The organism is Methylocystis sp. (assembly GCF_051061225.1).
Lineage (GTDB): Bacteria > Pseudomonadota > Alphaproteobacteria > Rhizobiales > Beijerinckiaceae > Methylocystis.
This window is the reverse complement of the sequence record NZ_JBPFEB010000005.1, coordinates 115,203-128,008: the sequence shown is the minus strand read 5'-3', so window position 1 is coordinate 128,008 and position 12,806 is coordinate 115,203. Positions and strand designations below refer to the sequence as shown.

Annotated in this window: 13 protein-coding genes; 4 read left to right on the top strand and 9 right to left on the bottom strand. The window is 66.2% G+C overall.

Annotated features, from left to right (window positions below):
* Positions 1-15 precede the first annotated feature (15 nt).
* Positions 16-1,218 carry an MFS transporter gene (locus tag ACR652_RS01085; protein ID WP_434504667.1) on the bottom strand — a complete coding sequence of 401 codons (1,203 nt, stop codon included), beginning with the start codon at positions 1,216-1,218 and terminating at the stop codon, positions 16-18.
* A 204-nt stretch (positions 1,219-1,422) separates the two neighbouring features.
* On the opposite strand from ACR652_RS01085, the gene ACR652_RS01080 reads away from it, so the two are divergent.
* From ACR652_RS01080 to ACR652_RS01065, 4 genes are all read left to right on the top strand, one after another.
* Positions 1,423-1,884 carry a hypothetical protein gene (locus tag ACR652_RS01080; protein WP_434504666.1) on the top strand — a complete coding sequence of 154 codons (462 nt, stop codon included), beginning with the start codon at positions 1,423-1,425 and terminating at the stop codon, positions 1,882-1,884.
* A 340-nt stretch (positions 1,885-2,224) separates the two neighbouring features.
* Positions 2,225-3,151: a hydroxymethylbilane synthase gene (hemC, locus tag ACR652_RS01075; RefSeq protein WP_434504665.1), complete on the top strand. Its 927-nt coding sequence runs from the start codon at positions 2,225-2,227 to the stop codon at positions 3,149-3,151.
* Positions 3,148-3,861, top strand: a complete 714-nt coding sequence (locus tag ACR652_RS01070) for a uroporphyrinogen-III synthase (RefSeq protein ID WP_434504664.1) — start codon at positions 3,148-3,150, stop codon at positions 3,859-3,861. Before hemC ends, ACR652_RS01070 begins: the two co-directional genes overlap by 4 nt.
* A 380-nt stretch (positions 3,862-4,241) precedes the next feature.
* Positions 4,242-4,802 (top strand): cytochrome b, encoded by a 561-nt coding sequence (locus ACR652_RS01065; RefSeq protein WP_434504663.1) that lies wholly within the window; start codon positions 4,242-4,244, stop codon positions 4,800-4,802.
* A gap of 259 nt (positions 4,803-5,061) precedes the next feature.
* On the opposite strand, the gene ACR652_RS01060 is transcribed toward ACR652_RS01065, so the two are convergent.
* The 8 genes from ACR652_RS01060 to ACR652_RS01025 all read right to left on the bottom strand — a co-directional run bounded on the left by ACR652_RS01060 (position 5,062) and on the right by ACR652_RS01025 (position 12,796).
* Positions 5,062-5,388 carry a DMT family transporter gene (locus ACR652_RS01060; RefSeq protein WP_434504662.1) on the bottom strand — a complete coding sequence of 109 codons (327 nt, stop codon included), beginning with the start codon at positions 5,386-5,388 and terminating at the stop codon, positions 5,062-5,064.
* 4 nt (positions 5,389-5,392) lie between these two features.
* A complete protein-coding gene (hflX, locus tag ACR652_RS01055) occupies positions 5,393-6,739 on the bottom strand; it encodes a GTPase HflX (protein ID WP_434504661.1) in 1,347 nt (448 codons plus the stop codon).
* A 5-nt stretch (positions 6,740-6,744) separates the two neighbouring features.
* The gene (gene hfq, locus ACR652_RS01050; RefSeq protein ID WP_434504660.1) at positions 6,745-7,008 is read right to left on the bottom strand and encodes an RNA chaperone Hfq; all 264 of its coding nucleotides are present in this window, start codon (positions 7,006-7,008) and stop codon (positions 6,745-6,747) included.
* 165 nt (positions 7,009-7,173) lie between these two features.
* The gene (locus ACR652_RS01045) at positions 7,174-7,710 is read right to left on the bottom strand and encodes a hypothetical protein (RefSeq protein ID WP_434504659.1); all 537 of its coding nucleotides are present in this window, start codon (positions 7,708-7,710) and stop codon (positions 7,174-7,176) included.
* A gap of 109 nt (positions 7,711-7,819) precedes the next feature.
* Positions 7,820-8,326, bottom strand: a complete 507-nt coding sequence (locus ACR652_RS01040) for a hypothetical protein (protein ID WP_434504658.1) — start codon at positions 8,324-8,326, stop codon at positions 7,820-7,822.
* A 60-nt stretch (positions 8,327-8,386) separates the two neighbouring features.
* Complete coding sequence (locus ACR652_RS01035; RefSeq protein ID WP_434504657.1) at positions 8,387-8,614, bottom strand: hypothetical protein; 228 nt, start codon at positions 8,612-8,614, stop codon at positions 8,387-8,389.
* A gap of 562 nt (positions 8,615-9,176) precedes the next feature.
* Positions 9,177-10,541, bottom strand: coding sequence for a sigma-54-dependent transcriptional regulator (locus tag ACR652_RS01030; RefSeq protein WP_434504656.1), 1,365 nt, complete (start codon positions 10,539-10,541; stop codon positions 9,177-9,179).
* On the bottom strand, positions 10,541-12,796 hold the full coding sequence (locus ACR652_RS01025) for an ATP-binding protein (protein WP_434504655.1): 2,256 nt from the start codon (positions 12,794-12,796) through the stop codon (positions 10,541-10,543). Before ACR652_RS01025 ends, ACR652_RS01030 begins: the two co-directional genes overlap by 1 nt.
* Positions 12,797-12,806 lie beyond the last annotated feature (10 nt).

Genomic DNA, 12,806 nt, shown 5'->3' with positions numbered 1-12,806 from the left:
AGGTCGCCCCGCTTTTCATCGACGCGCGCGCATGATGGGATTGCTCAGCAGCGCGAGCGGCAAGGCCAGAAGCAGCGCGACCCAACCCCAGACGAAAGTGCCCGTCGCGTCGCGCAGCGCCCCGAAGGCCGGGGGCGTCAGCACCACGATGATCTGATTGATCGCCAGCGCGAAGCCGAGCATGAAGCCCACCGCGCCGCGCGGCGCCGCCTCGGTGACGAGCGCAATCCACGGTCCGAACCAGCCATAGCCGAAGAAGCCCAGCCAGGCGGCGACGAGCGCCACCGCCCAGACCGGGGCGCCCGGCGCGGCGATATAGGCGGCAAGGCCCGCGAAGATGGCGGCGACGCTGACGGCGAGCGGATAGTCCCGGCCGCGCGGGCTGCGGTCGCTCCAGGCGGCGAGGCCCACGCGCCCCAGCGCGCCGAAGAATTGCGCGAGAAACAGCAGCTTGACGCCAATGTCGACCGGGATGCCAAATCGGTCGCGCAGATCGAGCGGAAGATAGACGGTGATGCAGAACTGCACGCTGACCAATGTCACGCCCGGCAGCACGATGCGCGGCAGGCGCGGCGCGAGTTCGCCGAGCCGTTCGCGCCACAGGCTCGGCGCGCGCCTGCGCTCGGGCAGCGGATCGGGCGGCTGGCGGTAGAGGAGCGCGAAGAGCAGGCCGCTCGCGAGCGCCGCGACGGCGCCGGCGTCGAACGCCGCGCGCCAGCCGTAACGCTCGGCGATCATGGGCAGAATGAGCGCGCCGAGCGCCGCCCCGAGGGGAAGGCCCGCCTGCCGGACGCCCATGGCGAAGCCGCGCGCGCTGGCCGGAAACCACGCCGCCACCACCTTTCCGCCGCCGGGCTGGATGGTGCAGTAGCCGATGCTCGCGACAAAGAGCCAGAACAGGATGTCGCCGTAATGTTCCGCACGGGCCGCCACGAACAGCGAGGCGGCGACCATGGTGGCGCCGGCGCCGACGATCAGCCGCTCGGGGAAACGGTCGAGCAGCAGGCCCGCGATGACGAAGCCGACGATCGGCGTCATCTGCGCGGACGACATGGCGAGGCCCACCTCCGCCGCGTCGAGGCCGAAAGCGGCCTGCAGGAACGGCCCCAGCGCGCCGAGGCCCTGCACGAGGAAACATCCCCCGACCTGCGCCAGCGTCGCCAGCGCGAGAACGAACCAGCGACTGGCGGTGTAGGCGTCGGGTGATTTCTCTGGCACAGGTCGGCTCCGGCGAGGCGAGGCCGAGCCATACCCCAGCCGAAGCCGCAGGACGAGAGCGGCCGGCGCGCCGCAACCGTTGTCCCGGGCGCAATGAGCCTTAAATTCCCCACTATCCACACCGTTGATCATATACTTAGCCGACAGCGGCGGCCTTTTGGCCGAAAGCCTCGGCCCGCTTCTGCGGCTAAAGGGAGCAAAGCGATGCAACGAAGAAAAGCATCCCTCGTTCTGGCGTTGATGGGCGCGCTGGCCTTGCCCTCAGCGGCCCTCGCCGGCCCCCATGGCGGAGCCTACGGCTGGGGCGGCGGGCATGGCGGCGGCGGACATGGTGGCTTCAGCCCAGGCTTCGGGGGCGGACACGGCGGGTTCAGCCCCGGCTTCGGGGGCGGTCATGGCGGGTTCAACCCCGGCTTCGGCGGCGGACATGGCGGGTTCAACCCGGGCTTTGGCCCCGGCGGGCACGGGGGCTTCAACCCCGGCTTCCGTCCCGGCGGCGGCTGGGTCGGCCATGGGTGGCGCGGAAACTATTGGCGCCATCCGGGCTGGGGCGGCTATTATCGCGGCGGCGGTCGCTACTGGGGCGGCCGGTGGTGGCCCTATGGAGTCGGCTACTGCTGGCGGTGGAATCCCTATTGGGGCCGTTGGGTCTGGATTTGCTACTGACCCGCGCAAGCGAGCGGCCGCATCTCGCGGCCGCTCGGATTTACGGCAGGAGGCGCTCGTTCAACTGCGGGCCTGGCGCCGCAAAGGCCCCGCCCGCCGCGCAGAGCGCGCCATCAGCAGAACCATCGCGTCTTCTGCGCTGCTTTGACCAACAGTAACGAATTCTGAGTCGGCGCAAGTTCCTGTGACCATCGGTCTGGTGGGACGAGGCGAGCCTTGCTACATGTGCGCCACCGGCGTTGGGCGAAGCGCCACCGCCCGGAGACCCGGTTCCTCTCTTTAAGGTTTCACGGGGACGTGGCGCCGCAAGCGGCGACTCTCCCCTATCGTGGAAAGCCTCATGACGGTCAGAAGCCTACGCATCGGCACGCGCGGCAGTCCGCTCGCTCTCGCGCAGACCCATATGGTCCGCGCTCTTCTCGCAAAGGCGCATGGCGTCGGCGAAGACCATTTCACGGTCGAGATCATCAAGACCACCGGCGATCAGATTCAGGACCGCCCGCTGTCGGAATCCGGCGGCAAGGGCCTGTTCACCAAGGAACTCGACATCGCCCTGATGGCCGGCGACATCGACCTCGCCGTGCATTCCTCGAAGGATTTGCCGACCCATCTTCCCGCGGAGATCGTCATCGCCGGCTATCTGCCGCGCGAGGACGTGCGCGACGCCTGGATCGGCCGCAATGGCGCGACGATCGACGCCCTGCCCCCCGGCGCCGTTGTTGGCACGGCGTCGCTGCGCCGCGCCGCGCAGGTGAAGCGCCGGCGGCCGGACCTGAAGACCGCCCTGCTGCGCGGCAATGTCCATACGCGCCTCGGCAAGGTGGAAAGCGGCGAAGTCGACGCGACCCTGCTGGCGCTCGCGGGGCTCAAGCGCCTCGGCCTCGCCGATTGCGCCACGGCCCTGCTGCCGCTCGAGGATTTTCCGCCCGCTGTCGGCCAGGGGGCCATCGGCCTCACGGCCCGCGCCGCGGACGCCGCGACCCGAGCCGCGCTGGCGCCCATTCTCGACGAGGCGACGGCGCTGGCGCTGGCCGCCGAGCGCGCGTTCCTCGCCGCGCTGGACGGCTCCTGCCGCACGCCCATCGCCGGCCACGCGACCGTCGCGAATGGCGACCTCTCCTTTTACGGCGAGGTTCTGAAGGCGGACGGCAGCGAGGTGTGGACGACGCGCCGCAAGGGCCGGGCCATCGACGCGGCGATGATCGGCGCGGACGCCGGCAATGAGATCGTCCTGAAGCTGCCGCATGGCGTCGCGGGGCTGATGTGACGACGGCGCTGGTGCTGCGCGCGCGCGAAGACGCCGCGCGCACGGCCCGCAAATTACAGGCCCTCGGCTACACGGTCGTGCTGTCGCCGGTGCTGGAGATCGCCGCAACCGATGCCCCGATCCCGCCCGGCGATTACGACGCGGTTCTGGCCTCGAGCGCCAAGGGACTCGAATGCGCGCCTGCGGCCGCGGACGCCTTCCGGCGGCTGTCCTTTCATGCCGTCGGCGCCAAGACGGCGGCGGCCGCGCAGGCGCGCGGCTGGCGCCCCGAGATCGTCGCCGGCAACGCCGAGGCGATCCTCCCCCTGCTTCTCGGACGTTATACGTCACCCGTACATTTCCTCTATCTCGCGGGGCGGGACCGGCAACCCATGCTGGAGGCCGGCTTGCGCGCCGGCGGACATGCGGTCACGGCGGTCGATGTCTATGAAGCCCGCGCGGCCGAAACGCTGTCGGAGGCGGCGCGCGCGGCCATTGAAGCCGGGCGGGTGGACGTCGCGCTGCATTACTCACGGCGCAGCGTCGAGATTTTCCTGCGACTGGCGACCGCCGCCGGTCTCGGCGGCCGCTTGTCCGAGATGGCCCACGCGGCGCTCTCGGCCGACGTGGCGGCCGCGCTCCACGCAACCGGACTGATGCCCGTCGTGGCGGAAAAACCGGATGAGGCAGGCCTCCTGGAGGCGGCGAAAAAATTGAGGCCGCCATGTTGAGTATTTTACGTTAAACGTAAATTACGCGTATCGTATTTTTTATGAATTACGTTCTGCATATAACCGCGCCGAGTTCATCACCAGCCTCGCGAGGCGATCCCCATACCTCCCCTTTACGGGGAGGTCGTCGGTCGAAGGCCGCCGGGTGGGGTTCGCGCCGCCACAGCCATGTTGAGGCCTCGACCCCACCCGACCCCGCTTCGCGGGGCCACCCTCCCCGCAAGGGGGAGGGATAAGCTCGCGAGCAGCATTCGCTCCGCGCGTCCTGTTCTAACAAAAAGCAAACCTAACATCCGTTATAACGACAACCCGCCGCCTCGCCTTAATTTCAGCGTTCTGCCAGTCAAGATTGCCCCTATCCCGCCAACATGGAGGCCACCATGAACCTGACCCGCGCGGAGACGCGCTACAGCCCGCCTGCCCAGTTCTTCCATTGGGCGACGGTCATCTGCGTTTTTGCCGCCTGGGGCCTCGGTCTGATCGGAGACGATCTCCCCCGCGGCCCGATCCGGCATACGGGCGAATTTGTCCATATTCTGCTCGGCGAGACGGTTGTCCTGCTGCTGGCGTTGCGGCTGGTCTGGCGCTTCATCACGCCGCCGCCCCCGGCCGAACCGACGCGTTTCGGCCTGGCTGGCGCGCTCGCGACCCGTTTCGTCCATCTCGCGCTTTATGGCCTGCTGCTGGCTGCGCCGGTGGTCGGCGTCGTGACCCTCTTCCACGGGGGCGAGGCGCTGTCGCTCTTCGGGCTCTATGACATCCCTTCGCCGTGGCCGAAGAACCGCGAGCTCAAGCACAATTCGAAGGAAATCCACGAATTGCTGGCGCATGCGCTGATCGTGCTGGCGATGCTTCACGCCGCCGCCGCGCTCGCCCATCATTATGTGCTGAAGGACAGCGCCCTGGCGCGCATGTTGCCGTCGGGCGCAAGCCGAAGCTGAAAGGCCGCTTCGGACAAAATAATGGCGGCCGCCTGAAGCTCACAGGCTGGCCACCAGGTCGAGCGTGGCGTCGCAGAGTCACTATGTGCATAGCGACAATCGGAGCTTCCCACCGCTCGATCACATCGTCCCGAAGGACGTGCATCCTATTAATCCGTTGACCGCGCGAATGTTTCCCTGTCGTCGGAAGTTTTTTCAAGACATGGGCGCAAAAGTCATCGCGGAGCGCCCCCGCCGATGAGCCAGCGGCCTCTCAGCGCTACGCGGCGCCGCTCTTGCCGAATTTCAGAATGACGACGCCCGCCGCGATCAAGACAATGGCGAAAATCTCCATGGCCCCGAGGCTTTGCCGGTAAAAGACCCAGCCGAAGAGCGAGATCAGCGCGACGCCGACGCCCGACCACACCGCGTAGGCGACGCCGAGCGGGATGGCCTCGAGGGTGAGCGACAGAAAGTAGAAAGCCGCCACATAGCCGACGACCACGATCAGCGTGGGCAGCGGCTTTGTAAACCCCTGCGCCGCAGGCAGCGAGGAAGAGGCGATCACCTCGGAAAGAATCGCGACGGAGAGATAAAGCCAATGCATGGGGCTAGCCGCTCCCCTGCGCCGGCGCGCCATAGCGGCGCCGCACCTCGTCGACGCGCTCCGGCGCCACGCGCACGACAAGACGCGACCCACCGTCGTCGCGCGTCTCGCGGGAGAGGACTTCGGCATGGGCGTGCAGCCAGGCGAGCCCCTGCCCGTCCTCCGGCTCGACCTCCAGAGAGAGCGTCGTGCGGCTCGCGGCCAGCAGATCCTCGATGCGGGCCAGTAGGTCGTCGAGCCCCTCCCCCGTCAAGGCTGACACCAGCGCCGGCCGGCGCTGCGGTTCGAAGCCGCGCGCGGCCATGCGCATGGCCTCGACCCGCTCGGCGTCGAGCGAATCGATCTTGTTCCAGACCTCGATGATGCGGCCCTCGGCTTCGCCCTTGAGGCCCAGCTCATCGAGAATCGCCTCGACGTCGCGCGCCTGCGCCTCCGAATCTTCATGAGAGACGTCGCGCACATGCAGGATCACATCCGCCAGCGTGACTTCCTCGAGCGTGGCGCGAAACGCCGAGACCAGCATGGTCGGCAGATCGGAGATGAAGCCCACCGTGTCCGACAGCAGCGCCCGCGCCCCATGCGGCAGCCGAATCTGGCGCAGGGTCGGGTCGAGCGTGGCGAACAGCATGTCCTGCGCCAGCACTTCGGCGCGGGTCAGACGGTTAAAGAGCGTGGACTTGCCTGCGTTGGTGTAGCCGACCAGCGCCACCACCGGATAGGGAACGTCGCGGCGCGTCTTCCGATGCAGGCCGCGCGTGCGCTTGACCTTGTCGAGATCCTGCTCGATCCGGCGCATCCGCTCCTCGATCAGACGGCGGTCGGTTTCGATCTGGGTTTCGCCGGGACCGCCAAGAAAGCCGAAGCCGCCGCGCTGGCGCTCCAGATGGGTCCAGGACCGCACCAGCCGCGACTTCTGATAGGCCAGATGGGCGAGCTCGACCTGGAGCGCGCCTTCGCTGGTGCGCGCGCGTTGGCCAAAGATTTCGAGAATCAGCCCGGTGCGGTCGATGACCTTGGCGCCCCAGGCCTTTTCGAGGTTTCGCTGCTGCACGGGCGAGAGCTGGCAGTCCATGCTGACCAGCTCCGCCTCATGCAACTTCACTGTCTCGGCGATCTCCTCGACCTTGCCCTTGCCGAGATAGGTCGCGGGCCGAACCTCATTCAGCCCGACCTGAATCGCGTCGGCAATCTCCAGGTCGATCGCCTCGGCGAGACCGACAGCCTCGATCAGGCGCGCCTTCGGGTCGCGGGATACGGCCGCGGGACCCCTGGAAAGATACGGCCCAACAACAATGGCGCGCGTCCGGTCGCTGCCGTGCGCACGTCTTTCACCTGCATGGTCTTCGTTCAAATTCCCTACCGCTTCGTCTCCACGGGCGCCTCTTCGGCGCCGGGCTCAAACATCTGGATCGGATGACCCGGCATGATTGTGGATATGGCGTGTTTATAGACGAGTTGCGAGTGCCCGTCCCGACGCAGCAGGAGGCAGAAATTATCGAACCACGTCACGATCCCCTGAAGCTTCACGCCGTTGACCAGAAAGATCGTGAGCGGCACTTTGTTTTTCCGAACGAAATTCAGAAATGTGTCCTGAAGATTCTGCGAACGCTCCGACGACATCGGCTTTCCTGTTCTTTTTTAATTGAGCCGAGCGGTTTGACGCCGCCCCCAGCGGTTTTGGTTTTTTTATTGGCCTCCGCGGGCGACATTAGAACCTTTCAACTGACAGAGCGCAAGGCGGAAGTCGCGCAAGCCGATAGTTTGCGCGACTGGCCGCCATGCGCCTCACGTCTCCACATCGCCGCGAGGGCGCAAGCTTCCCACGACCATGTTCACCCTCTCCAGCTTGCTCTCAACCACGAGATCGTCGCAGTTCACAGTGTCTTCAATCAGCTTTCGCGCCCGCTCACCCAAGTCTTCCGGCTGGAGCTCGGAAACACGCAGCACCCCATTCAAGGTGCCCAGCGCAAGCTTGCCGAATTTGTGCACATCATCCTTGGACAGAACGCCCGCCGAAGCCTTCGAGAAGGTTACGTTGAAATATGGACTCCATAGATTGAGGATTTTACCAGCTATATGGCTTTGCTGGGGTCCGGCCGGGCTAACGCGCCAACTTTTCAGCGCGCGACTCGGAAAGGGCACGGGATCAGGCGTTTTGCCGCAGGGGCTGCCGGTGAATTCCTCGCGCATGCCCTTGAGGGCGTCCCTGAGCGCCTCCTCCAGGAACGGAGCGGTCCAGGGCTTCCCCTCCGTCGGCTTTCGATAAATGTCCGGGTCCGTGTTGGCTCGGGTCAATGGGCGGGTTGGATTGACTGTCGACATCAGGGAAGTCCTTTATCCGGTCGTTTGCGGAGAAGAAAAGCGGTACGCAGTCGGGGGATCGCCTCAGGCTCGCAGCTGGAGCGCCAAACAGCCTCGACGGGCGCGCGCATTACGGCGTGGAAGCGGCCAACTCACGCGCCAGGGCCTCGGCCCGCTGCTGGGTCGCGGCGTCGCGCAACTCGTTGGTCGCGCCGGTCACGGTCTGCGTGGTCTGCAAGAGCGTCCCATCTTCGGTGACAGTCCTGATCACGCTGATGGTCGCCATACCCGGCAAGGGCCCCGCCACAATTGGAGACGAGACCGTCATGCGCTTCTGCTGCTTACGCTTCTTCTGCCTGCCCTCGGCTGCATGCGCCGGCGGCTTGGGCGCGACGGCCCGGCTCCTCAACCTTCGTGGCGCCGTTTGCGCAGCCGTCAGACCAGCCTGAAGCGAAGAACCCTCCTCGCTCTGGCGCATGTCGTCGAAGGAGGCGATCGTCTCGACGTCTTCACTGCGGCCCGGACGCACCTGCGCGCCGGAAATTGGATGCTCGCCGATGATCTCTTCCTGAGGGTCCCCGACGCCGGGACCCAGAATCACTGGCTCACTCCTTGCGACCCGGCCGACTTCATTCATGACTGCCCCCTCTCCGGTGAGTTTCGAAGACCCTAATCCGGTCCGGCCGACGTTGCTGTCTCAAACGTCACAGTTCGAGGCTCTTCCCTGGCCTTCGTCGGGAGGCGCACATGTCTTTCCCAGGCCCACCGCCATGACCGCGTGGAAGATCTTCAACTTCTGCTCGGCGGAAAGATTGGGATCGGCGATGGCCCCGTTGATCCTGTCACGCGCCACGGCGAGCAAGGGCTCTTTGTCTTTGAAACTGATGTTCGCCGAGAATCGCACCGCAGTGTCGAGCTGGCGCAAGGCGAACTTCCCGATGCGCCGTAGTCGCTTCTCGCTGGGCGGGGTTGGTTCCCGCACGATCTTCTCGAAAGTCTCGCGCCACGCCTGCGAAGGCGACAAGTCGTATGAGAGAGGCTGGCCGCTCGGCGGAGCCATTCGGACGCGCCGACTTGCGAGCGGTCGAATTTGGCGCGGGGAGGGTTCGGGCGTTCCGCCGACCGGAGCATTGCGAAATTGCTCGCGCATCTCTTCCACGGAGGCTCGGAGCATGTCTTCCAGAAACGGAAGGACCTTCGGCCTTTCGCCCCCTGGGGCGGGCGCTCGGCCAACTCCTGGGGCTGATGGGAGGGAGCCGAAAAGGCCCCGCTGAACCGGGGAGACTCAGTGCTGGACATCGGGCGCTCCATTTTGAGGATGAACGCCTCAGCCTACAGCGCGGCCATTGATTGTCACGAACGCGGGAGTTGCAGCCTCGCCCCTATCCTGTTCAGACGCGGGAGAGCCACTCTCGCCCACGCCTCGATCGCCTCGATGCTCAACTTCAACAGGAACATGAGGACTGCAAATCAAGATATTGAAAACGCTAGTCTATCGCCAGCGACTTCAACTTCCTGTGGAGCGCCGAGCGCTCCATGCCGATGAACTCCGCCGTGCGTGAGATATTGCCGGAAAAGCGGTTGAGCTGCGCCACGAGATATTCCCGCTCGAAGACTTCGCGCGCCTCGCGGAGCGGCAGGCTCATCAGTTTCTCGCCCCGGACGCCGGCGGGCGTGGCCGGCACCAGCTCGCCCACATCGGCCGGAAGCATGTCGGCGGTGATGACCGCGCCGGGCTCGCCGGCGGTCAGGATCATCAGCCGCTCGACGTTGTTCTTGAGCTGGCGGATGTTGCCCGGCCAGTCGTGAAGCTGGAGGACGGCGAGCGCGTCCTCGGCGATCTGGCGTCTCGGCATGCCGGAGGCCAGCGACATGTTCTCCATGAAATACTGGATCAGCGCCGGGATGTCCTCGCGCCGTTCCGCCAGGGACGGCACGCGGATCGGCACCACCGCGAGCCGATGGAAGAGGTCTTCCCGCAGCGCCCCCTCTTCGATGGCCAAGGCGAGGTCGCGGGCGGAGGACGAGATGACCCGCACGTCGACCTGCACCTTCGTCGTGCCGCCGACGCGCTGGAAGGTCTGGTCCACGAGCACGCGCAGGATTTTGGCCTGCGTGTCCTTCGGCATGTCGGCGATCTCGTCCAGGAAGAGCGTGCCGCCATGGGCCTCCTCCAGCGCGCCGATCTTGCGCTCGCCGTCCGCCCCTTCGCGGCCGAAGAGCTCGATTTCCATGTTTTCGGGCGTGATGGTCGCCGAATTGATGACCACGAAGGGCCCGCCCGCCCGCGCCGACGCTTCGTGGATGCAGCGCGCGGCCAGCTCCTTGCCGGTGCCGGGAGCGCCGGTGATCAGCACGCGCGAGTTCACTGGGGCGACGCGGGCGATCAACTGTTGAAGCTGGTTGGCGGCGGGCGAGGAGCCGACGATGCGGTCGAAGGCGCCGGCCCTCTGGCGCAGGGCGGAGAGCTCGCGGCGGAGCTGATAGGCCTCCAGAGCGCGCTCGGCGACGAGCACCAGCCTGTCCGCCTTGAACGGCTTCTCGATGAAGTCATAGGCGCCGATCTTGATGGCGCTGACGGCCGTCTCGATGTTGCCGTGCCCGGAAATCATGACCACCGGCAGGCCCTTGTGCTGCTTCTGGATCTGCTCCAGCACCTGAAGCCCGTCGAGCCGCGAGCCTTGCAGCCAGATGTCGAGGAAGACGAGATGCGGGCGCCGCGCGGCGATGGCGGCCAGCGCCTCGTCCGCGTCCTTGGCCGTGCGCGTGCCATGGCCTTCGTCACCCAGAATGCCCGCGACCAGCTCGCGGATGTCTTCTTCGTCGTCGACGATGAGAATGTCGCTCGCCATCAAGCCCCACTCGCTTCAGGAGATTGAGCCGTTTCCAGCTCTTTTTTGTCTTTTCCGGCCTCGGCCAGCGGCAGGATCAGCCGCACGCAGGCCCCCCGCCCCGCCGGCGCGTCGAGCAACTCGAGACGCCCACCGTGATCCTCTATGATTTTGGCGACAATGGGTAACCCCAGGCCTGTGCCGTCCGCGCGCGTCGTCATGTAGGGTTCGAGCAGCCGCTGGCGGTTGATCGCCGGGAAGCCCTTGCCATTGTCGATGACGTCGATCTCCGCCATGCCGTCGCGGCGCGAAAGCTTGATCTCGACCCGGCCCTTCTCGGCCGCGTCCTTTTCCTCACGCGCGGCGATGCCCTCGACGGCGTTCTTCACGATATTGGTCAGCGCCTGCGACAGCAGCCGGCGGTCGAATTGCGCGTGAATGGGGGCGTCCCTGGAGGTCTCGACAATGTCGACGTCGGCGTTGCCGACCCGCATCAGAAAGGCCACCTGCCGCACGCATTCGTTGAGGTCGTCCCGCTCGGGCCGCGCCTTGGGCATGCGGGCGAAGGACGAGAACTCGTCCACCATGCGCTTGATGTCGTCGACCTGACGCACGATCGTGTCGGTGCATTGGTCGAAAATCTCGCGGTCGACCTGGATCAGCTTGCCGTATTTGCGCTTCAGCCGCTCGGCGGAAAGCTGAATGGGCGTCAGCGGATTCTTGATCTCATGAGCGATGCGGCGCGCCACGTCCGCCCAGGCCGAGGTGCGCTGCGCCGTGACCAGATCGGTGATGTCGTCGAGCGTGACGACGAAGCTGGGATGCCCCTCGTCCGCGCGCCGGGCGGAGGTCACGCGGATGTTGAAGGTGCGTTCGGACACGCCGCGCTTGATGGTGATCTGGCTCTGCACGGCGCGCGGGAACAGCTCCAGCGCGTCGGTGAGCAGCGGCGCGATCTCCGGCATGACGTCGGCGATGCTGGCGCCGACGGTCGCCTGCCCCTTGGCGTCCGTGAGGGACAGCTCTTCGGCCGAGCGGTTCAGAATGGTGACGATTCCGTCTGAATCCACGCCCATGACCGCCGCCGGCACGCCGGCGAGCACCGCCTCGGTGAATTCGCGGCGCTCGTCGTTGAGGCGGTTCGCCTCCAGCAGACGGTTCTGCTGAAGGTTCAGCTCGGTGGTCATGTTGTTGAACACGTCTCCGAGCCGCGCCAGCTCGCCATGCGAGCGGTCGACTTTCACCCGCACGTCGAGATTGCCGGCCGAAACCTGATCGGTCGCCGCGATGAGCGTGCGGATCGGGCTGACCAGGCGGTCGGCGAAGTCCAGGCCGAACCAGATCGAGGACAGCAGCATGATGGTCGTCAACAGCGCATACATCAGCACGAAGGCGCGCTGCACGGCGGCGCGATAGCTGTCGAACTCGTCGTAGCGGGTGATGAGCGTCTCGGCCTGTTTGGGGAACTCGACGGCCAGCGGGTCGATGGGCCGGGTCACGTAAAGAAAGGTGTTCTCGAAGGCGTGAAGCGCGCGCAGGGCGACGAAGCTCTTGCCGTCGTCGATCATCAGGCAGAGCGGCTCGCCTCTGCGCGCATTGTCGAATTCCGATTGCGGGGGCGCGATGACAATCGCCGAGGCGTTCTTGGCGACGTCGACGCGGTCGATGATCTCGCCATCGGACTTAACCAGCGCCGCCACCGAAAACCCCAGGAAATTCGCGCGCGACGTGAAGATCTGGTGGAAATAGTTGCGGTCGGTGATGAACAGCACGCGCGCCCGGTCGAGATCGGAGGCGGTCAATTGCGCCTCCTGCAACAGCGCCTGACACTGGCTCGACTGAAAGGCTTCGGCCGCCTGGGCGGTGTTGTGGACGAAAACCTTCACATTGGACATGAAGGCGGGATTGAGCGCGCGCTCCAGCGTCAGCCATCCGGCGATGGCGAGCATGATCGCCGGCACCAGGGCGATGACCGAAAAGACGGCCACGATCCGGGCATGCAGCCGCGCCGCCGCCTCGCCCCGCCGCCACACCTTGTAGAGGCGGCTCGCCTTGACGACGACCATGACCAGCAAGACGCTGACCAGAACGCCATTGGCGATGAGCAACGGGAACAGCCGGTCGTCGGTCGGCGACAGAACGCGAAGTTCGGTGGTGGCGAGGAAGGTGGCGAGGGCGCAGGCGACCGCGCCGAGAACGATGACCGGCCCGAACCAGGCGCGCGGCCCCGCGCCCTTGCGGCCATCTGAAAGCGCCTGTTCGCCAGCCTGATCCATGCAGCGAGTT